This window comes from Streptomyces sp. NPDC088553 (assembly GCF_044752965.1).
Taxonomy (GTDB): Bacteria; Actinomycetota; Actinomycetes; order Streptomycetales; family Streptomycetaceae; genus Streptomyces.
Genome location: NZ_JBIVMG010000014.1, coordinates 1 through 20,417 on the forward strand (window position 1 = coordinate 1; position 20,417 = coordinate 20,417).

General features: G+C 72.6%; 18 protein-coding genes. 6 read left to right on the forward strand and 12 right to left on the reverse strand.

The features are described 5' to 3' along the window. Positions 1 to 239 precede the first annotated feature (239 nt). Positions 240 to 1,565 carry a UDP-glucose dehydrogenase family protein gene (locus ACIP8Z_RS34275; protein ID WP_402090391.1) on the forward strand — a complete coding sequence of 442 codons (1,326 nt, stop codon included), beginning with the start codon at positions 240 to 242 and terminating at the stop codon, positions 1,563 to 1,565. A 59-nt stretch (positions 1,566 to 1,624) separates the two neighbouring features. On the opposite strand, the gene ACIP8Z_RS34280 is transcribed toward ACIP8Z_RS34275, so the two are convergent. The 4 genes from ACIP8Z_RS34280 to ACIP8Z_RS34295 form a co-directional block, all read right to left on the reverse strand. Further along, a complete protein-coding gene (locus tag ACIP8Z_RS34280) occupies positions 1,625 to 2,557 on the reverse strand; it encodes a membrane dipeptidase (protein WP_402090393.1) in 933 nt (310 codons plus the stop codon). A gap of 183 nt (positions 2,558 to 2,740) precedes the next feature. After that, the gene (locus ACIP8Z_RS34285) at positions 2,741 to 3,967 is read right to left on the reverse strand and encodes a dipeptidase (RefSeq protein WP_402090395.1); all 1,227 of its coding nucleotides are present in this window, start codon (positions 3,965 to 3,967) and stop codon (positions 2,741 to 2,743) included. Further along, positions 3,964 to 4,461: a 5-(carboxyamino)imidazole ribonucleotide mutase gene (purE, locus tag ACIP8Z_RS34290; protein ID WP_383867705.1), complete on the reverse strand. Its 498-nt coding sequence runs from the start codon at positions 4,459 to 4,461 to the stop codon at positions 3,964 to 3,966. Before purE ends, ACIP8Z_RS34285 begins: the two co-directional genes overlap by 4 nt. A gap of 62 nt (positions 4,462 to 4,523) precedes the next feature. Further along, positions 4,524 to 5,663 (reverse strand): 5-(carboxyamino)imidazole ribonucleotide synthase, encoded by a 1,140-nt coding sequence (locus ACIP8Z_RS34295; protein ID WP_402090397.1) that lies wholly within the window; start codon positions 5,661 to 5,663, stop codon positions 4,524 to 4,526. Positions 5,664 to 5,851: 188 nt separating this feature from the next. Here ACIP8Z_RS34295 and ACIP8Z_RS34300 point away from each other — a divergent pair, with 188 nt between their 5' ends. Then, positions 5,852 to 6,367, forward strand: coding sequence for a GtrA family protein (locus ACIP8Z_RS34300; protein WP_030315173.1), 516 nt, complete (start codon positions 5,852 to 5,854; stop codon positions 6,365 to 6,367). Positions 6,368 to 6,445: 78 nt separating this feature from the next. Here ACIP8Z_RS34300 and ACIP8Z_RS34305 read toward each other — a convergent pair whose 3' ends face one another. Both ACIP8Z_RS34305 and ACIP8Z_RS34310 read right to left on the reverse strand, forming a co-directional pair. After that, on the reverse strand, positions 6,446 to 7,717 hold the full coding sequence (locus ACIP8Z_RS34305) for an ATP-binding protein (protein ID WP_402090399.1): 1,272 nt from the start codon (positions 7,715 to 7,717) through the stop codon (positions 6,446 to 6,448). Positions 7,718 to 7,768: 51 nt separating this feature from the next. After that, positions 7,769 to 8,446: a response regulator transcription factor gene (locus tag ACIP8Z_RS34310; RefSeq protein WP_376441877.1), complete on the reverse strand. Its 678-nt coding sequence runs from the start codon at positions 8,444 to 8,446 to the stop codon at positions 7,769 to 7,771. Between the two features lie 429 nt (positions 8,447 to 8,875). On the opposite strand from ACIP8Z_RS34310, the gene ACIP8Z_RS34315 reads away from it, so the two are divergent. Further along, the gene (locus ACIP8Z_RS34315; RefSeq protein WP_402090401.1) at positions 8,876 to 10,396 is read left to right on the forward strand and encodes a peptide MFS transporter; all 1,521 of its coding nucleotides are present in this window, start codon (positions 8,876 to 8,878) and stop codon (positions 10,394 to 10,396) included. A 72-nt stretch (positions 10,397 to 10,468) separates the two neighbouring features. Here ACIP8Z_RS34315 and ACIP8Z_RS34320 read toward each other — a convergent pair whose 3' ends face one another. The 6 genes from ACIP8Z_RS34320 to ACIP8Z_RS34345 form a co-directional block, all read right to left on the reverse strand. After that, positions 10,469 to 11,911 (reverse strand): hypothetical protein, encoded by a 1,443-nt coding sequence (locus ACIP8Z_RS34320; protein WP_402090403.1) that lies wholly within the window; start codon positions 11,909 to 11,911, stop codon positions 10,469 to 10,471. A gap of 14 nt (positions 11,912 to 11,925) precedes the next feature. After that, the gene (locus tag ACIP8Z_RS34325) at positions 11,926 to 12,990 is read right to left on the reverse strand and encodes a hypothetical protein (protein ID WP_402090405.1); all 1,065 of its coding nucleotides are present in this window, start codon (positions 12,988 to 12,990) and stop codon (positions 11,926 to 11,928) included. After that, complete coding sequence (locus ACIP8Z_RS34330; protein ID WP_402090407.1) at positions 12,987 to 13,898, reverse strand: hypothetical protein; 912 nt, start codon at positions 13,896 to 13,898, stop codon at positions 12,987 to 12,989. Before ACIP8Z_RS34330 ends, ACIP8Z_RS34325 begins: the two co-directional genes overlap by 4 nt. Further along, a complete protein-coding gene (locus ACIP8Z_RS34335) occupies positions 13,898 to 14,602 on the reverse strand; it encodes a peptidase (RefSeq protein ID WP_402090409.1) in 705 nt (234 codons plus the stop codon). Before ACIP8Z_RS34335 ends, ACIP8Z_RS34330 begins: the two co-directional genes overlap by 1 nt. A 181-nt stretch (positions 14,603 to 14,783) precedes the next feature. Further along, positions 14,784 to 15,203, reverse strand: a complete 420-nt coding sequence (locus ACIP8Z_RS34340) for an ATP-binding protein (protein ID WP_402090411.1) — start codon at positions 15,201 to 15,203, stop codon at positions 14,784 to 14,786. Positions 15,204 to 15,293: 90 nt separating this feature from the next. Further along, positions 15,294 to 15,662, reverse strand: a complete 369-nt coding sequence (locus tag ACIP8Z_RS34345) for an STAS domain-containing protein (protein ID WP_402090413.1) — start codon at positions 15,660 to 15,662, stop codon at positions 15,294 to 15,296. Between the two features lie 220 nt (positions 15,663 to 15,882). Between ACIP8Z_RS34345 and ACIP8Z_RS34350 the strand changes: the two genes are divergently transcribed. From ACIP8Z_RS34350 to ACIP8Z_RS34360, 3 genes are all read left to right on the forward strand, one after another. Continuing rightward, a complete protein-coding gene (locus ACIP8Z_RS34350) occupies positions 15,883 to 16,821 on the forward strand; it encodes an RNA polymerase sigma factor SigF (RefSeq protein WP_402090415.1) in 939 nt (312 codons plus the stop codon). 203 nt (positions 16,822 to 17,024) lie between these two features. Continuing rightward, positions 17,025 to 18,251, forward strand: coding sequence for a DegT/DnrJ/EryC1/StrS family aminotransferase (locus tag ACIP8Z_RS34355; RefSeq protein WP_402090417.1), 1,227 nt, complete (start codon positions 17,025 to 17,027; stop codon positions 18,249 to 18,251). Further along, on the forward strand, positions 18,248 to 20,401 hold the full coding sequence (locus ACIP8Z_RS34360) for a lipopolysaccharide biosynthesis protein (RefSeq protein ID WP_402090419.1): 2,154 nt from the start codon (positions 18,248 to 18,250) through the stop codon (positions 20,399 to 20,401). The genes ACIP8Z_RS34355 and ACIP8Z_RS34360 overlap by 4 nt, the downstream gene beginning before the upstream one ends. Positions 20,402 to 20,417 lie beyond the last annotated feature (16 nt).

Genomic DNA, 20,417 nt, shown 5'->3' on the forward strand with positions numbered 1-20,417 from the left:
ACCGCCGCGGCGAACGGCACGATCTTCGCCTCCGCGAGCGCACGCACCGACTCCCGGAGCATGTCGTGCTCCTCGGAGGGCCGATACAGGTCGAAATCAGAAGAACCTGACACTCTCACTCACTCCCACACTTGCTAACTACCGTTAAGTAACTCAAAGGGTAGGGCGTGCCCCTGCCCCGGACCAGAGCGCGACTATGCTCGGGCAGGCATTCCGCCCGACGTTCACTGGAGACCCGCATGGCCCTCAAGATCACCGTGATCGGCACCGGCTACCTCGGCGCCACCCACGCCGCGGCCATGGCGGAACTGGGCTTCGAGGTCCTGGGGATCGACGTCGTCCCCGAGAAGATCGAGCTGCTGTCCTCCGGCCGGGTCCCGATGTACGAGCCGGGCCTGGAGGAACTCCTCGCGAAGCACGTGGCCGGCATCGAGGGTTCGAGCGGCCGGCTGCGCTTCACCACCTCCTGGGAGGAGGTCGGCGCCTTCGGCGACGTGCACTTCGTCTGTGTGAACACCCCGCAGAAGCACGGCGAGTACGCCTGCGACATGAGCTACGTGGACGCCGCCTTCGCCTCCCTCGCCGAGGTCGTACGCGAAGGGGCCCTGGTCGTCGGCAAGTCGACCGTGCCCGTCGGCTCGGCCGAGCGGCTCGCGGGCGTGCTCCCGGAGGGCGTGGAGCTGGCCTGGAACCCGGAGTTCCTGCGCGAGGGCTTCGCCGTGCAGGACACCCTGCACCCGGACCGGATCGTCGTCGGCGTCCAGGGCGAGCGGGCCGAGAAGCTGCTCCGTGAGGTGTACGCCGGGCCGGTCGGCGACGGTTCACCCTTCGTGGTGACCGACTTCCCCACCTCCGAGCTGGTGAAGACCTCCGCGAACTCCTTCCTCGCCACCAAGATCTCCTTCATCAACGCGATGGCCGAGGTGTGCGAGGCGGCCGGCGGCGACGTCGCCAAGCTGGCCGAGGCGATCGGGCACGACGACCGGATCGGCGCCAAGTTCCTGCGCGCCGGCATCGGCTTCGGCGGCGGCTGCCTGCCCAAGGACATCCGGGCCTTCATGGCCCGCGCGGGCGAGCTGGGCGCCGACCAGGCGCTGACCTTCCTCCGCGAGATCGACTCCATCAACATGCGGCGGCGCGGCCAGATGGTCGAGATGGCGCGCGAAGCCCTCGGCGGCAGCACCTTCCTGGGCCGCCGGGTCGCCGTCCTCGGCGCCACCTTCAAGCCTGACTCGGACGACGTCCGCGACTCCCCCGCGCTGAACGTGGCCGGTCAGATACACCTCCAGGGCGGCCAGGTCACCGTCTACGACCCCAAGGGCATGGACAACGCCCGCCGCCTCTTCCCGACCCTCGGATACGCCGAGTCCGCCCTCGAAGCGGTACGCGGGGCGGACGTGGTGCTGCACCTGACGGAGTGGCGCGAGTTCCGCGAGCTCGACCCGGCGGAGCTCGCCGAGGTCGCCGCCTCGCGGGTGATCCTGGACGGCCGCAACGCGCTGGACTCCGCGCGCTGGCGGGCGGCCGGCTGGACGTACCGGGCGATGGGGCGCCCGCGCGCCTGAGGACACGGAGCAGCAAGGAGGGGGCGCTGTCGTCAGCGCCCCCTCCTCCGTTCCCGCGGTCAGGCCGCCGCCGGCCTGATGCGGTTCGTCCGCGCCAGGAACTCCGTCTCGCGGAGCGCCCGCGTCACGTTGGCGTGCGCGAGGCCGACCAGTTCCTGTGCGGTCCAGCCCCGCCGGAGGAGCTCCGCGAAGAGCGGGACGTAGCCGACGGCCGGGGCGGTGGTGTGGGAGACGCCCACGCAGTGCGCGCCCGCCTCCGTACGCACCCGGTCCAGGACGTCGGCGACGGCGGCCGGATCGTCGGTCACCGTGACCATGCAGACGGCGCCGTTCTCACCGAGCAGGCCCAGGACGTCGTCGGGCAGGCCTTCCGGGGCCGCCCTGGTCAGCAGGGCGGGGGCGCGGGTGACCGCGAGGGTGCGGCGGACCGTGTCCTGGTCGGCGCCGGAGAGGTCCACGGCCAGGCCGATGCGGTTCATCTCCCGTACCGCCTCGCGGGCGAAGCGGTCGAAGCGGGTGAGGGTGACGGCCCGTACCCCCAGGGCGTGGTACGCCCGCAGGGTCGCGGCGGAGGCGCCGAGCGCCGTCCAGCTGACCGGGCCGAGCAGGGCGGCGACGCGGCCGCAGTTGCGGGCGTGGGTCATCTCGGAGGTCGTGTGGGCGAGGCGCAGGTCCTCGGGGCAGGCGGCGACGAGCGCGCGGATGGCGTCGATGCGCCGCAGGGTCCCGATGACGCCGGCCGCGTCCTCGCCGGGTCCGACGTGCAGCGACCAGAACTGGGCTCCGGCCTCCGCCGCGCGGACGGGCGGGAGGTCCTCCGGGTCGAGGGCCCGGGGCAGTTCGGTGTGTCCCTCGACGACGGGCTGGGCCGCCAGGATGGCGCGGGCGCGGGACGTCTCGTCGAGGGGCGGGGGTGGGTCGGGGGGCGCTGGCTCCACGGCGGCGGCAGGGAGGGTGGGGAGGGTGGGATGGGCGTCCAGCAGTTCCGCCATGGTCTTACTCCAACTCGGCGATGCAGTACCGCCCCGCCGAGTTGGGCGGGGCAGCACCGTCCACCGTGCCACCGGGCCCGCGCGGGGGCTCGGTGGGCTGAGCCGTCCGGGTGAACGCGGGGACCGCGGGCCGGGCCGGGAGCCCGGCTCCCGGCGCCTGCGCTGCCGGGCGTTCACGCGCCGTCAGGCGCCCGGCGCGTCCAGGGAGTCGATCGTCGCGTTCGACGGTGCCGTACGGCTCCGCAGGTCGCGCGAGACCGCTTCCGCGTCGCGGAGGACGCGGACGGCGTTGGACCAGGTCAGCTTCGCCAGGTCCGGGTGCGACCAGCCGCGGTGCAGCAGCTCCGCGATCAGGTTCGGATAGCCGGCGACGTCGTCCAGGCCGGCCGGGGTGAAGGCCGTGCCGTCGTAGTCCCCGCCGATGCCGATGTGGTCGATGCCGGCGGCCTCGCGCATGTGGTCGAGGTGGTCGGCGACCGTGGCGGCGGTGGCGATCGGCCGCGGGTTCGCCTCCTCGAAGGCGCGGTGCAGCTTCATCGCCTCGGCGGTGGTGTCGAGGTGGTCGAAACCGTGCGCCCGGAGGTTCTCGTCGGCCCGCGCGGTCCACTCGACGGCCTCGGGGAGGATGAACTTGGGCACGAACGTGGCCATCGCGACGCCGCCGTTGGCGGGCAGCCGCTCCAGGACGTCGTCCGGGATGTTCCTCGGGTGGTCGCAGACGGCCAGGGCCGAGGAGTGCGAGAAGATCACCGGCGCCACCGAGGCGTCGAGCGCGTCCCGCATGGTCGTCGCGGCGACGTGCGACAGGTCGACGAGCATGCCCGAGCGGTTCATCTCGCGGACGACCGCACGGCCGAAGGCGGAGAGCCCGCCGACGCCGGGCGCGTCGGTCGCCGAGTCCGCCCAGTCGTTGTTGTCGTTGTGGGTGAGCGTCATGTAGCGCACGCCGAGGGTGTGCAGGGCGCGCAGAGTGGCGAGGGAGTTGTTGATCGAGTGGCCGCCCTCGGCGCCCTTGAGGGAGGCGATACGGCCCTGCTCGCGGGCCGCCTCCATGGCGTCGGCCGTCAGTGCCGGGGCGAGGTCGCCCGCGTACCGCTCCAGGAGCTGGTCGACGATGTCGATCTGCTCCAGGGTCGCGCTGACCGCGTCGTCGCCTGCCAGCCGGCAGGGCACGTACACCGACCAGAACTGGGCGCCGACGCCGCCGGCCCGCAGCCGCTTGAGGTCGGTGTGCAGGGCGCCGGTCTGGTCCGCGCCGATGTCCATCCGGTCCAGGTCGTACCGGACGTGCTCGCGCAGCGCCCACGGCAGGTCGTTGTGGCCGTCCACGACGGGGTGGGCGGCGAGCAGCTCACGGGCCTCGGCGAGGCGGTCGGCCGCGCCGCCGGAGGCCCGGTCCGCGGCGCTCACTTGGCGAAGCCGAACGACTCCGCGCCCTCGACCTTGGCCCGCAGGCGCTTGCCCTTCTCGGTCGCCTGGTCGTTCAGCTCCTGCTGGAACTCCCGCATCCGGGCGAGCAGTTCGGGGTCGTGCGCGGCGAGGATGCGGGCCGCGAGCAGGCCCGCGTTCCGCGCGCCGCCGACGGAGACCGTGGCGACCGGCACACCGGCCGGCATCTGCACGATGGAGAGCAGCGAGTCCATGCCGTCGAGGTACTTCAGCGGCACCGGCACGCCGATGACCGGCAGCGGGGTGACGGAGGCGAGCATGCCGGGCAGGTGGGCGGCGCCGCCCGCGCCCGCGATGATCGCCTTGATGCCGCGGCCCGCGGCCTCCTCGCCGTACGCGATCATCTCGCGCGGCATCCGGTGCGCGGAGACGACGTCGACCTCGTACGGGATCTCGAACTCGTCGAGGGCCTGCGCCGCGGCCTCCATGACGGGCCAGTCGGAGTCGGATCCCATGACGATGCCGATCACGGGGGCGGTGGAGGTGGTGGCGGGGGCTGCGGCGGGGCTCGTGCTGCTCACTCGGTGATCGTTCCTCGCAGATAGCCGGCGGCGTGACGCGCGCGCTCCAGCACGTCGTCCAGGTCGTCGCCGTAGGTGTTGACGTGCCCCACCTTGCGGCCGGGCTTCACGTCCTTGCCATACATGTGGATCTTGAGCTGCGGGTCCCTGGCCATGCAGTGCAGGTACGCGGAGTACATGTCCGGGTAGTCGCCGCCCAGGACATTGCACATCACGGTCCACGTCGCGCGCGGGCGCGGATCGCCGAGGGGCAGGTCGAGGACCGCCCGGACGTGGTTGGCGAACTGCGAGGTGATCGCGCCGTCCTGGGTCCAGTGGCCGGAGTTGTGCGGGCGCATCGCCAGTTCGTTGACGAGGATGCGGCCGTCCGTGGTCTCGAACAGCTCGACGGCCAGGTGGCCGACGACGCCGAGCTCCTTCGCGATGCGCAGGGCCAGCTCCTGGGCCTGGCCGGCGAGCTCGCCGTCGAGGTCGGGCGCGGGTGCGATGACCGTGTCGCAGACGCCGTCGACCTGCCGGGACTCGACGACCGGGTAGGCGACGGCCTGGCCGTGCGGAGAGCGGACGATGTTCGCGGCGAGCTCGCGCGCGAAGTCGACCTTCTCCTCGGCGAGGACCGGGACACCCGCCAGGAAGGGATCGCGGGCGTCCTCGGGCTTCCGGACGAACCAGACGCCCTTGCCGTCGTAGCCGCCGCGGACCGTCTTGAGGATGATCGGGAAGCCCCCGACCTCGGCGGCGAAGGCCGCCGCGTCCTCGGGGTCCGCCACGATGCGGTGCCGGGGGCCGGGTGCGCCGATCGCGTCGAGCTTCGCGCGCATCACCCCCTTGTCCTGGGCGTGCACCAGCGCGTCGGGCCCGGGGCGGACGGGGATGCCGTCCGCTTCCAGGGCCCGCAGGTGCTCCGTGGGGACGTGCTCGTGATCGAAGGTGATCACGTCACATCCGCGCGCGAAGTCACGCAGCGTAGCCAGGTCGCGATAGTCGCCGATGACGACCTCGCTCACCACCTGCGCCGCAGAGTCCTGCGGGGTGTCGCTGAGGAGCTTGAACTTGATGCCGAGGGGGATGCCCGCCTCGTGGGTCATTCGGGCGAGCTGACCGCCACCGACCATGCCGACTACCGGGAACGTCACCCTCTTAGGGTATCCGCACCATCCGGGAACACGCGTCCGGCTGTGGTTTGGCACAAGAACGACGCTGGTGGCGGGCCGGTTCGCCAGCGGTTTCCGAGGTACACGGGCGGGTGACAGGAGCGCTGGTTAGCATGGTTGGGTTGACGTCACCCGGACGTCATCCGGACGGACGGGACAGAGCCATCACCATGAGTGAACCCGGCGCGCTGCGCACGCGACTCGACCGGCTCGCCCGGGAGGTCGCCAAATTCGGGGTGGTGGGCGGTCTCGGCGTCCTGGTGAACCTCGGCGTCTTCAACATCGTCCGGGGTGCGACGGACATCCCGATGGTCCGGGCCAGCCTGATCGCCACCGTGGTCGCGATCGTCTTCAACTACGTGGGGTTCCGCTACTTCACGTATCGCGACCGGGACAAGTCCGGACGCACCAAGGAGATGTCGCTGTTCCTGCTGTTCAGCGTCGTCGGCATGGTCATCGAGAACGGTGTGCTCTACGCGGCGACGTACGGCTTCGGCTGGGACGGCCCGCTCGCGAGCAACTTCTTCAAGTTCTTCGGCATCGGGATCGGGACGCTGTTCCGCTTCTGGTCGTACCGCACCTGGGTGTTCCGCGCGCTGCCGGCGAAGGAGGCGGTGCAGACCGCCGAATCCTTCCTGGAACAGGCGCCGCGGCAGGCGGCCAGGCGGCAGCCCGACCGCGTCTGAGCCACAGAACGTCGAAACCCCTGGTCAGCTCTTCCGACCAGGGGTTTCTTCCTGCCGTGGGCGAGCGGAGCGCTCGCGTCAGCGAACGGGGCGCTCCCGCTGCCCGTCCGAGACGCTGCGGACCTCCCGGCTCAGGAACAGCGCGAAGACCGGCGGCTGCTGCTGGAGGAGCTCCAGACGGCCGCCGTCCGCCTCCGCGAGGTCCCGGGCGACAGCCAGGCCGATGCCCGTGGAGCTGCGGCCGCTGACGGCCCGCTCGAAGATCCGTGCACCGAGGTCCGCCGGAACGCCCGGGCCCTCGTCGGTGACCTCGATCACCGACTGGTTGCCGGTGACACGGGTCCGCAGGGCGACCGTGCCGCCGCCGTGCATGAGCGAGTTCTCGATCAGGGCCGCGAGGACCTGGGCGACCGCGCCCGGGGTGCCGACGGCCCGCATGCCCTGTTTGCCCGAGTGGACGATGGCCCGCCCCGCGCTGCGGTAGGCGGGCCGCCACTCCTCGATCTGCTGCTTGATGACCTCGTCGAGGTCGAAGGCGACGGCGGAGCCGGTACGCGGGTCCCTGGAGTTCGTGAGCAGCCGCTCGACGACGTCGGTGAGCCGCTCGACCTGGGTGAGCGCGATCGTCGCCTCCTCCTTGACCGTGTCCAGGTCGTCGGCGAGCGCGACCTCCTCCAGACGCATGGAGAGGGCAGTGAGGGGCGTACGGAGCTGGTGCGAGGCGTCCGCGGCCAGCCGGCGCTCGGCGGTGAGCATCCGGGCGATGCGCTCGGCGGAGGCGTCCAGGACGTCCGCGACCCGGTCCAGCTCGGGCACCCCGTACCGCTTGTGCCGGGGGCGCGGGTCGCCGGAGCCGAGGCGCTCGGCGGTCTCCGCGAGGTCGGTGAGCGGGGACGTCAGCTTGTTGGCCTGCCGTACGGCGAGGAGGACGGCGGCGATGACGGCGAGCAGCGCGACCGCGCCGATGATCATGAGGGTGCGGCCGACCTCGGCGGTGACCGCCGAACGGGACTCCTCGACGACCACGGTCTCGCCGCGCTCGCCCTCGGCCAGGCCGCGGGTGACGTCGCCCTCCGGGCGGGTGCCGATCTCGATCGTGTCGCGGCCGGGGATGTGGATCTGGGCGTACCGCTTGGCGCCGCTCTGCTCGGACAGGATGTCCGGGTTCACCGGCTCGCCGCCGATGAGCCGGCTGTCGACGATGGAGACGATGCGGAGCGCCTCCAGGTCCACGCTCTCCTGGGCGCTGCTGGAGATGGTGCGGGTCTCGACGATGACGAGCGAGACGCCGAAGACGGCGATGACGACGAGGACGACGGCGAGGGTGGAGTTGATGAGGCGGCGACGCACGGCTGCCCTCCGGGCGGGAACGGGAGACGCTCCCGACCTTACGGGCCCGGGCTAGCTCTTCTCGAAACGGAAGCCGACGCCTCGGACCGTGGCGATGTAGCGGGGGTTCGCCGCGTCGTCGCCCAGCTTCTTGCGGAGCCAGGAGATGTGCATGTCCAGGGTCTTCGTGGAGGACCACCAGGTGGTGTCCCAGACCTCGCGCATGAGCTGGTCGCGGGTGACGACCCGGCCCGCGTCGCGGACCAGGACCCGCAGCAGGTCGAACTCCTTGGCCGTGAGCTGGAGCTCCTCGTCGCCCATCCAGGCCCGGTGCGACTCGACGTCGATCCGTACGCCGTGGGTCGAGGGGGCGGCGACGGGCTCGGTCGAGCCGCGCCGGAGCAGCGCCCGGACGCGGGCGAGGAGCTCGGCGAGCCGGAACGGCTTGGTGACGTAGTCGTCGGCGCCCGCGTCGAGCCCGACGACCGTGTCGACCTCGTCGGCGCGGGCGGTGAGCACCAGGATCGGGACCGTGTGGCCCTCGGCGCGCAGTCGCCTGGCGACCTCCAGGCCGTCCATGCCGGGCAGGCCCAGGTCGAGGACGACCAGGTCCACGCCGCCCTGGAGGCCGGCGTCGAGGGCGGTCGGGCCGTCCTCGCGGACCTCGACCTCGTACCCCTCTCTCCGCAGGGCGCGGGCCAGCGGCTCCGAGATGGATGCGTCGTCCTCGGCGAGCAGTACACGGGTCATGGGGTGATGGTAGTCCGCACGGGTGGGGGGCCGGGGCATGATCCACAGTGAGCGAGGGAACCCTGGGGATCTTGTGGGTATCTTGCACATGACCTTCGAATGACCCTGCGCGGTTGCACCCTCACCTGTGATCCATCTCTCAAGTCCTTCCATATCCGGCACTGTCGTGTCGTATGGTGGCTCGACGTCTGTAGCGGTAATCGGGGACCTTTGGCCAGCTTCGCGCGCCAAGGTCCTCTTTCTGCGTGAGGTCGGCTCAGCCGAACCTTGAGGACGGTGAATGACCTGTGGGCCGGGTCCCGGGACGCGAAGACGCATCTCCCGGGGCGTGGATCCCGGTGGAGTCCACTCCGACTCCGCCGGTGCCGGCCTCCCCCACCGGGCGCACCACGCTCACAAGGCGCGCGTCCCGACAGAGCAAGGATCGACATGGCGTCCAGCCTGACGAAGGACTCGGCCGAACCCCTCGGCTACGAGAAGACCTTCCTCGGCCACCCCCGTGGTCTGGCCACTCTCTTCATGACCGAGATGTGGGAGCGTTTCTCCTACTACGGCATGAGGGCCCTTCTCGTTCTGTACCTGGTCTCCGGCGGCGTGGACGCCGCTACGGGCAGCCAGGGCGGCGGCCTCGCGATGACCGCGGCGACGGCGACGGCGATCTACTCCGTCTACGTCTCGATGGTCTACCTGATGGCCATGCCCGGCGGCTGGTTCGGCGACCGCGTCTGGGGCGCCCGCAAGACCGTCGCGATCGCGGCCTCCGTGATCATGCTCGGCCATGTCTCGCTGGCCATCCCCGGCCAGGCGATGTTCTTCGTCGGTCTCGCGCTCGTCGCGGTCGGCTCCGGCCTCCTGAAGGCCAACATCTCGACGATGGTCGGCCACCTCTACAAGGGCGCGGACGACCCGCGCCGTGACGGTGGCTTCACGCTCTTCTACGTCGGCATCAACCTCGGCGCGTTCTTCGCCCCGCTGGTCATCGGCACCGTCGGCGAGAAGGTCAACTGGCACCTCGGCTTCGCCCTCGCCGCCGTCGGCATGGGCCTCGGCCTCGCCGTCTTCCTGATCTTCGGCAAGACGCTGAACCCGAAGAGCAGCGAGGTCCCGAACCCGCTGTCCGCCGCGGAGCGCAAGGCCGTCATCACCAAGGTCGCCGTCGGCGCCGTCGTGATCGCCGCCTTCTACGGCGCCGTCGTCGCGATGGGCATGTACACCCTGAACTGGGCGATGGTCCCGATCACCCTCGCCGGCCTGATCATCCCGGTCGCCGTCCTGGCCCGCATCAAGCGCGACAAGGACCTCGACTCGAGCGAGAAGTCGCGGGTGACCGGCTACATCTGGTTCTTCGTCGCCGCCGCCATCTTCTGGATGATCTACGACCAGGGCGGCTCGACGCTGTCCCTGTTCGCGGACGACAAGACCGCCGACACGATCTTCGGCCTCGGCTTCCCCGCCACCTGGTACCAGTCGCTGAACCCGCTGTTCGTGATGGCGCTCGCCCCGGTCTTCGCCTGGCTGTGGCTGTGGCTGGCCCGGAAGAACCAGGAGCCGAACACCATCGTGAAGTTCGCGATGGGTCTGGTCCTCGTCGGCGCCTCGTTCTTCGTCTTCATCGTCCCGATGAACATGGCGGGCGACGGCACCAAGGTCTCCCCGATGTGGCTGGTCACGATCTACATGATCCAGACCATCGGTGAGCTGTGCCTCTCCCCCGTCGGCCTCTCCGTCACCACGAAGATGGCGCCGAAGAAGTACGCCTCCCAGATGATGGGTGTCTGGTTCCTCGCCGTCACCGCCGGAGACTGCACCACGGGTCTGCTCTCCATCGCGGGCGTGGACCTGAACGGGACAGGGATCATCGCCATGCAGGCGGCGCTCGCCGTCGCCGCGGGCTTCGCGATCTACATGTACCGCAAGAAGGTCCAGGCGCTCATGGGCAGCGTCCACTGACCCTCCCCCGTACGGCCGTGAGGGCCGCCGCACCGATCCGGTGCGGCGGCCCTCCGCCGTTTCCGGCCCGCGTCAGCGCCTGAGGCGCGCCCACGGGGTGAAGGTGAACACCGCGCCGCCGAGCAGGATCACCGTGCCGGCGACGAGGGCGAGGGCGCGCAGGGCGCCGTCGTCCTCGGCGCCGGTCTCGGCGAGGTTCCCGCCGTCGGAGCCGCCGGAACCGCTGCCGGAACCGGAGCCCGACCCGCTGCCGGAGCCGGAGTCGTCGCCGGAGCCGCCCGCCGCGCCGCCCGCCTGCTTGCTCGTGTCCAGTTCGAGGGAGGCCTTCACGGCGCCCTTCACCTGGCACGGGATGTCCATCGTCGAGCTGCCGAGGGTGACCTTGATGGTCAGCGTGCCGGGGCTGAGCGTGGACGTGCCGGTCGCTCCGGGCTTGTACGTGCCCTTCATGTCCGGCAGGTTCACCGGGTCGCCCAGCTTCAGCGCGGTGGGGTTCGGGGGTCCCGAGACGTTCACCGTGCCGCTGTCGGCCCCGCCGATCCTGACCGCCATGGAGCCCTTCAGTGCGCCCGCGGGGAGGGCGGCGGGGCTGTTCATCACGCCCTTGGCCGTCCTGACCGTGAGGTCGTACACACCGCCGTTCTTCTTGGCGTCGATCGTCACCTTGCCGTTGATCGGGTCCGGGCCGGGGGCCTGGCAGCCGAACGTGACGGCGACCTCCTTGCCGGGGAAGGACGTCTCACCGCCGCCCCCGCCGCTCGCGCCGCCGCTGGAGGATCCGCCGGTGGACGAGGTCGAGCCCGAGCCGGAGGATCCGCCGGAGCCGCCGGAGGACGAGGTCGAGGAGCCGCCGGTGGTGGTCGAGCCGCCGCTCGTCGTGGTCGAGCCGCCCGTGGCGCTGCCGCTCGCGGTGCCGCCCGACGTCGTCGTACCGCCGGTGGTCGTCGTGGACCCGCCGTTCGTGCCGCCCGTCGTCGTACCGCCGCCACCGGCCGTGACCTTGATCGTGGCGGCGACCGGCACGGTCTCCTTCGGGGCGCACTTCGTGTCCGTCGACAGCGGCTTGGACACGTTGATCGTGTACTTGTCGGGGGTGAGGGTGATCTCGCCCGCCTTCGTCAGCTTCAGCTTCCCCTTCATCTCGGGCAGCACCATGGGGCTGTTCTTGGGAATCGGCGGGTTCTTCCGGGGCCCCTCCATCGCCACGGTGCCGGTCCCCGCGCCGCCCACGGTGAGGACGCCGGTCGGCTTGACCGTGTCCGCGCCGAGGTCGAGCACGTCGGGGTTCTTCGACGCGGCCTGGACCGTCTTCCAGACGATCTCGACCTCGTCGCCGACCTTGGCCTCCGCCGGTGCCGTGATCAGCACCTTCGTCGTGCCTTGCACGGGCGGAAGCCCGGAGATGGACGGCGGGATGCACTCCGTCCGGTACGAGACCTCGGCGGCCTGGGCGGGGCCGGCGGAAATCATGATCCCCGCGCCGCCGAGCATCAGCGCGACTCCGGCCGCGCTCATCCTCCGTTGCGTACTCACGCATGTCCCTTCGTCGTCGGGCTGCTCTCTGGGGCTGACGGTGCGGAGTCAGGACTGAACCACGGCAGGACCGCGGTCGGTTCGTCGTCCCCCGGGCCCCGGAGCGCGGAGTCGCGCGCGGGGCCGGGGGCACGTGTACGGAGCCGGGCCAGGGGTGCGGTCCGGGGCCGCGCGCGGGTCCGGGGCCGGGCGGGGCTCGTCGCCGGGCGGACGCGGTCCACCACGGCCATCCCGATCCGGAACAGCGCCGCCGGGACGACCACGGCGAGCAGCAGCCAGAAGAGCGTCACGCCCCAGGGCCTGCCGACCCCCCACGGCTGCTCGACCAGGACCTTGCCCGCGTACCGCACGGAGACCTGGTAGTCGCCGTGCGCGCCCGCCGTCAGTTCGACGGGGAGCCGGACGAGGGCCTTCTCGCCGGGGGCGATCGTGCCGCGCCACTGCCGTTCCTCGTACTGCGGCGCGAACACGCCGTGGCTGGAGCCGACCTGGAAGACCGGGTCCTTCACGGGGGCGGAGCCGAGGTTGCCGACGGTGAAGACGACCTCACGGCTCGGGGGCGCCCCGAACCAGGTGAGAAGGCCGCTGGAGCCGTCGAGGCGTACGGCGGCGAGGACGGCGAGCCGGCCGTCGCCCGAGGCCTCGGGGAGCGGCGCGACGGGATGTCCGGCGACGGTGAACTCCCGGTCGACGGCGTCCTGCCGGCCGGTCACGCCGGCGACGTGCACCACGCACGGGCAGGGCTTGGGCGGTTCGGCGACCGGGAGCTTCGCGCTGAAGCCGCCCCGGGCGTCGACGGTGGCGGCCCGGCCCTCGGTGTTGGCGCAGGAGTTGGTGCCGCCGATGACGCCCTTGCCGGGCGCGGCCTGGCCGCAGATCAGCAGCATGAGCAGCGCGCCCGGTTTCCAGCCGCTGCCGCTGACGGTGACCTCGCCGCCCTTGCCGCCCTCCGCCTGGGAGAGCTCGACGGCGGGACCGGGGGCCGCGGCGGCGGGGGCGGCCGGGACGAGACCGAGGGCGAGCACGGTCAGGAGCGCCGCCGCTGTACGTATCCACCTCATGTGGTCACTCCCGCCGAGGCTCGCTGGGTACGGGACCTGCCGCGCCGCCGTACCGCGAATCCGCCGCCGCCCGCAGCGAGCAGCAGCAGTCCGGCCGCCCCGGCGAGCGCCGGGCCCGAGGCGAAGGAGGCCTGGGCGCGGGCGGTGGCCGGGGCCGCGCCCTCGGCGGTCGCGGTCAGCCGGACGGTGACGGCGTCGAGGGCCGGCGGGTCGGGCCAGGCTTCGGTACGGGTGGCCCGCTGACCGGGCTTCAGGGTGAGCGGCAGGGGTCGGCCCGGCCGGTCGAGGACGGTGCCGAGGACGCCGTCGGCGCGCACCGCGAGGTGCGGGGCGAGGACGGTGGTGCCCCGGTTGACCAGGGTGTACCGGAGGACGCCGGTCGTGGTGTCGACGTGGACGTCCTCGACGGTGAGCGCGGCGATCCGCGGGCCGCTGACCCGCAGCCGCAGGTCGACGCGTACTTCCCGGCCGGCCGCCGAGGCCCGTACCGTCCCCCGGTGTTCGCCGGGCGGGGTGTCCGCGGTGACGGTCACGGCGAAGGGCACGTCCGCCCGGGTCCTGGCGGGCACGGTCACCGTCGGGGCGGCGAAGGACACCGGTGCGCCCTGCCCGCTGAGCCGGACCGTGAGCGGCCGGGCGCCCGGGTTGGTCAGCGACAGGGTGTCCTGGAGGACGCTGCCGGCGGGACCCTCCAGATAGGCGTACGGCCGGCCGGCGGCGGGCGCGGCCGTCCAGGAGGCGGGGGCCGCGGCCGGGACGCCGACGGGGGCCGCCGCCCCGGCATCGGCGGACACCACGGCCCGGACGTCGGCGGGGCCCGCGGCCCGGGCGCCCGAAGGCGCCGCCGCGACCGCGCCGACGAGGGCGGTCGCGACGGCCACGAGCCCGGTGCGGGCCGCCGTCCGCATCAGCGAGCCGTGCGCCGCGTGAGCCAGAGGACTCCGGCCGCGCCGGTGAGGAGGACGGTGCCGCCGAGGGTTCCGAGGGCCACGGCGGAGTCGAGCGGGCCGGTCTTCGGCAGTTCGGCGCCCGTGTTCTCCTCGTCGTCGCCCTCGTCGGCGGGCGGCGGTGTGTCGGTGCCGCCGGAGAGCCCCGTCACCTCCAGTTCGAGGGAGGGTTCGGGGTTGTTCTTCGGGGTGCAGACGGCCGCGTCCATGCCGAGCGCGTGCACGGTCAGGGTCCCGGCGGTGAAGGTGACCTTGCCGTTCTTCTTCGGGGTGTACGTGCCCGTGAGCGTGCCGATCCTGATCGGGGTGTCGGGCGGGATGGCGGCCGTGTTCGGCGTTCCCTTGACCTTGACGGTGCCGGAGTCCGCGCCGCCGAGGACGAGGTCGGCGCGCGGCGTCATGACGCCCTTGGGCAGCTCGACCGGGCTGTCGGAGACGCCCTTCTCGAACGACATCGTGATCGTGTACGCGCCGCCGCTCTTGACGGCCTTGATGTCGACGGGCGAGACGGCGCCCTTGGGCCCGATCTTCGTCTCACAGGCGTAGTTGACGTCGACGACGGCCGCCTGGGCGGTCGGCGCGCCGGCGAGCACGGCCACGCCCGCCACCGCGACCGCCGCCGTGAGCGCGGCGGTCGTTCTCCTCCGGTTCGGCTCCTTGGACACCCCGAGCACCCCTCACCGCAATGGAACTGACGGTCTTTCAGATTGGCCGTCAAGGTACGCCCGGGGCCTTACGGAGGGAAGAAGAGAGACGGTGAAAGTCCTAGGGGATGTCTTGTCGGTCGGGCTGGGCTCGCGACGCCTGACGCCGCTCCCTGATCCGGCCTGACCGACAGGACACCCCCTAGGCGGGTGCCGAGAGTTCGGCCCAGACCGTCTTTCCGGGGGCGCCGGGGGTGCGCTCGATGCCCCAGTCGAGGCAGAGCCGCTGCACGATGAACATGCCGTGGCCGCCCGGGCGCCCGGACCGGTGCGGGGTGCGGGGCGCGGGACTTCCGGCGCCCCGGTCGGTGACTTCGAGGCGCAGGGCCTTGGGCAGCCGCAGGACACGGAGGCGCTCGGGGCCCTCGGCGTGCAGGCAGGCGTTGGTGACGAGCTCGGAGACGACGAGCAGGACGTCCTCGGCGGCGGCCCTGCGGTCGGCGGTGGCGGCCGGCAGCCAGCCCCACTCCTGGAGCGCGGACCGCGTGAAGTCACGGGCGAGCGGCACAGTGCCACTGGTCTCGCCGAGGGCGAGCGTACGGACGTCGGAAGCTTGGTCCATCAGCGCTTCACCTCACCGATCGACGGGACAGAGGGCGGGACGTACGGGCGGTGCGTGGCCGGGTCGTGGGGGCGGGCCCGGCCGGACGGCTCAGCCGGGCAGGGCTGTGGCGAGTGTCTCGTGCACGGTGAAGACGGCCTCCGCGCCCGTGATGTGGAACACCCGGGCCACCGCGGGCCGCATCCCCACGAGATGGACGCCGCCACCGGCGGCTTCCGCCCTCAGCCGGGCACCGAGGAGCACGTTGAGCCCGGTCGAGTCGCAGAACTCCAGGCCCGAGCAGTCGACGACGAGCCGCGCACGGCCGGCGTCCAGAGCCTGGTCCAGCGGGGAACGCAGCAGTTCGGCGGTGTGGTGATCGAGCTCACCCACCGGAGCGAGGAGTTCGCTCCCGTCCATGGTCCGGACCTCGACCCGCAACCGCGCGGGCGGTGCGCTGCCGATGTTCTCGCGGTCCATGGCCATGCCTCTTCTCGCTCTCGCGGATGCCGACTGACGTCCTCGAACCCTACAAGCGAGACGCCCTCCGATGCACACGAGGTCCACCACATAACGGGACAAAGCGGATTATCGATACTTGCGACCTTCACCGTCGAGCAGGTAGGGCTAGTAGGTAACACCCGGCACGACCGGCCTCGGAGGCGCCGCAAACCGCAGCAAGAACCCACGAAGGAGACCCATGTCACCCCGGCTCGACGCCCCGCGCACCCCCGACGCGCCGTCGGCAGAACTCCCCCACGACCACCCGCTCGGCCACCCTGCCGGGCTCCCCCACGAGACCTTTCCCGGGCTCCCGCACGACCGGGCGCTCGAACTTCCCCTCGACCGGCCGCTCGACGGCATCGGACCGGTCGACGCGCGCGCCCTGTCGAAGCAGCTCTTCGCCCGGCTCGCCGAGCTCGAAGAGGGCACGCACGACCACGCGTACGTCCGCAACACCCTCGTCGAACTGAACCTGGCCCTGGTCAAGTTCGCCGCCGCCCGCTTCGGCACCCGCAGCGAGCCGATGGAGGACATCGTCCAGGTCGGCACCATCGGCCTCATCAAGGCGATCGACCGCTTCGAGCTCACCCGCGGCGTGGAGTTCCCCACCTTCGCGATGCCCACGATCATCGGCGAGATCAAGCGCTTCTTCCGCGACACGTCATGGTCCGTGCACGTGCCCCGCAGACTCCAGGAGCTGCGGCTCGACCTCGCCAAGGCGGGCGACGCGCTCGCCCAGCGACTCGACCGCGCCCCGACCGTCGCCGAACTCGCCGAGGAGCTCGGCATCGCGCCGGAGGAGGTCGTCGAGGGCATGGCCGCGAGCAACGCGTACACCGCGAGCTCGCTCGACGCGCAGCCCGACGAGGAGGAGGGCCCCGGCGGCGAGGCCACGCTGGCCGACCGGCTCGGCTACGAGGACCACGGCCTCACCGGGATCGAGTACGTCGCCTCCCTGAAGCCGATGATCGCCTCGCTGCCCGCCCGCGAGCGGTACATCCTCTCCCTCCGCTTCGTCTCCGGCATGACCCAGTCGGAGATCGGCACCGAGCTCGGCATCTCGCAGATGCACGTGTCCCGACTGCTCTCCCGCACCCTCGCCACACTGCGCCGGGGGCTCACTCTGGAGGAATGACCTCCACCGGCTTCCCCGAGCCGCCAAAATGGCTGCGGAAAGGGCCCGTTCACGGTCTTTCGACCCGTGACGGGCCCTTCCGCACGCCACGTCCCGAGCCACTCCGGCGGCAGCTCGCACGATCAACCGCGCGCCCGGAGGGCCTTGTTGACGCGGCGTCCGGAATGGGCCACATTGAGCCCGGGGGTTCAGGGGGGAATCACATGTTTTCTGCGTACGCGGAACTGGAAGAACGCATGCGCGGCCGGCTCGGGGGCAGGGAGTGCCTCTACGTGCCGTCGTGCCGCTTCGGGCTCTATCTCGCGCTGCGGCACTGGTGCCGGCCCGGCGGCAAGGTGCTGATGTCACCGGTCAACGACGACGTCATCTTCTTCGTCGTCCTGGCCGCCGGGCTCCGCCCCGTCCAGGCACCGCTCGACCCCCGGGACGGCTCGATCGACACGGCCGCCGTGCCCGAGTCCGTCTGGCGGGACCTCTCCGCCGTCCTGACCACCAATCTGTACGGGAACCCCGACCCGGCTCCCGAGCTGCGGGGCCACTGCGACCGGCTCGGCATCCCGCTGATCGAGGACGCGGCCCACGCGATCGGCTCCGCCGTCGGCGGCCGCCCGGTCGGCACATACGGCGAGGCGTCCGTCTTCAGCCTCTCCAAGCACACCGGCGCCAAGACCGGCGGCTTCCTGACCCTCGCCGACCCGGCGCTGCGCGAGGAACTCGCCGCCGCCCGCGAGGCGTTGCTGCACCCGACCCGTCCCACCGCCGAACTCGCCCACCTCGTACGGCCGTACGCCGAGTCCACCCTGCGCGGACTGCGCCTGGTCGGCGCCGCGCGGGCGGCCGTCCGGCGGCTCGGCCTGGAGGAACGGGAGGAGATCCGGATGCCGCTCCGCGCCGAGGAGCTGACCCGGGCCCTGACGGCGGCGCCCGCGCTCGAACCCTTCCACTCCTGGGTCCGGGTCGACATGCACGACTACCGGCTGCGGCCCGGAGCCGGCCGGCTCCGCCGCACCACCCGCAGGTTCGCCCGGCTCGACGACGTCCTCGACGCCCACCGGGCGGGCACCGCCCTGCTCCTGGCCGGCGAGTACGGCGCTGCGGAGGCGTTCCCCGGCGACGTGCCGGAGAAGTCCCCGGCCGGCGCGCCGCCGCAGCCGCTCTACCGGGTGCCGCTGCTCGTCGACGACCGGGACGCGGCCGTCGCCGCCCTCGCCCGGCGCCGGATCACCACCGGCTACCTCTACGACCCGCCGCTCGACAGCTACGCGGGCGAGGCCTTCACGGACCCCTCGCCCGCGCCGGAACCGGCCGCCTGGTTCGCCCGGCACGCCCTGCCGGTGGACCCCCGCCGCGCGGCCGAGGCCCTCGCGGTCCTGCGCGACGCCGGGATCCGCCCGGCGCGGCGGTCGATGGTCCCCGGCGGGTCGCGGTGACGGAGACGGTACGGCTGCGGGGGTCCGACCGGGACGACGCGGCCGACACGGCGAGCTGTGGACCCGCGCCGGCCGAGCCGCCGGCGGAGAACAGCCAGAGCGCCGGCTCCACCGACAACTCCATGTTCCGCAACGCCTACGCCCTGATGCTCTCCACCGGCGTCTCGGCGGCCCTCGGGCTCGGCTTCTGGCTGATCGCCGCCCGCTACTACTCGGAGGAGGCCGTCGGCCAGGGCTCCGCCGCCATCGCCGCGCAGCGGATGCTCGCCTCCCTCACCGCCACCACCATGATCGGCGCGGTCGTCCGTTACGTGCCCCGGGCCGGCCGCGCCACCGGGCCGCTCGTCCTGCGGATGTACCTGGTCAGCACCGTGGTCGTCGCCGTCGCCTGCGGCGTCTTCCTGCTCACGATCGACTGGTGGGGACCCTCGTACGCCCCGCTCGGCACCCTGTCCGCCGGGATCTTCTTCACCGCCTCCTGCGTCGGCTGGGCGCTGCTCACCCTCCAGGACGGCGTCCTCACCGGCCTCAGACGGGCGGTCTGGGTCCCCGTCGGCAACGCGGTCTTCTCACTCGGCAAGCTCGTCCTGCTCGTGCTGCTCGCCACCGCCCTGCCCGTGCTCGGCGTCTTCGTCTCCTGGTCGGCGGCGATCGCCCTCTCGGTGATCCCGCTCGCCTGGCTCGTGTTCCGGCGGCTCATCCCCCGGCAGGCCCGCGCCGACCGGGACCGCGAACCGCCGAGCCTGCGCGAGATCGGCCGGTTCATGGCCGGCGACTCCGTCGGCGCGCTCTTCAGCCTCGCCATGATCAATCTGCTGCCGGTGATGGTCGCCGTCCGCTTCGACGCCGCACACAACGCCTTCTTCTACACGGCCTACACCGTCGGCGGCACGATGGAGTTCATGGCCATCAACATGGCCTCCTCGCTCACCGCGCACGCCTCCCACAGCCCCGAGTCCCTCGCCGAGGGCGTCAGGGGCGCGCTGCGCCGCATGGCGCTGCTGCTCGTCCCCGTCGTCCTCGTCCTCGTCGTGCTCGCGCCGGTGATCCTGGCACCGTTCGGCCCGGACTACGCCGAGCACGGTACGACCGTGCTCCGGCTGCTCGCCGCCGCCGCGCTCCCCCGGGTCGCGGTGGAGCTGTACATCGGCGTCCTGCGCGTCCAGGGACGTACGGGCAGGCTCGCCGTCCTCCAGGGCGCGATGTGCGTCCTGGTCCTCGGCAGCGCGGCCCTGCTCCTCGGGCCCGTCGGGATCTCCGGCGCCGGATTCGCCGTCCTCGCCTCGATGACGCTGATGGCGGCGGTGTCGGCGCCGGGTCTGCGGGCCGCGCTCAAGGGGCGCGCGCCGGTGGAGCCGCCCCGCGAGGCCACGCGTGCGAAGCCGCGCGCGGAGGACGGATACGGCACCGGCTGGGCGCGGGAGAGCGCCTATCTGCGGGGCGCCCACGACTCGATGACCCCCGCGTTCGGCATCCCCGTGTTCGTACCGCCGCAGCCGGGCGACGGAGCCTCGGGCCGGACGGCGCCCTCGCCCGCCACGGCCGCACCCGTACCGGGGACGACGGACGGGGCGGACGGGGCGGACCGGTGGGTGACCTGGCTGTGGCTGCTGCTCGGCCTGGCGGCCGGGCTCTTCTGGTTCCCGCTCGCCCACTCCGGCGAGCTGGAGGTGGCCCGGCTCTCCGGGACGGGTCTGCTCGCCGCGCTGCCGCCGGTCACCCTCCTCGCCGGGCTGCTGCTCGTCGCCCTCCAGGGCGCCGCCGTGGGACTCCGGGTGTTCCGGCCCGTGTTCGCCGGGACGGTGCTGCTCGCCACCTTCCTCGCCCTGCACACCGCGCCGCCGCTCCTCGGCCTGCGGCCGGCCGAGGCGGCCGGTCCCGGCGCCGCGCTCCTGGGCGAAGGGGTGGAGCGGGCCGTGGCGCCCATCGCGCTCCAGGCGCTGTGTCTGCTGCTCGCGGCCGTGCTGCTGCGGGTGGTCGGGGTGGGCGCGCGGGTCACCGCCGGGGTGGTGTGGGTGCTGGTCTGGGCGGGCTGGGCGGGTCAGCAGGCCTTCGCCACCGCTCCGCTGCCGCTCTTCCTGGGCCTGGCCGGCGGGACGATGGCGGTGTGCGCCTTCCGCGGTCTGACGTCGGGCCGAGGAAGGCCCTGAGGCCCCTCTCGGCGGG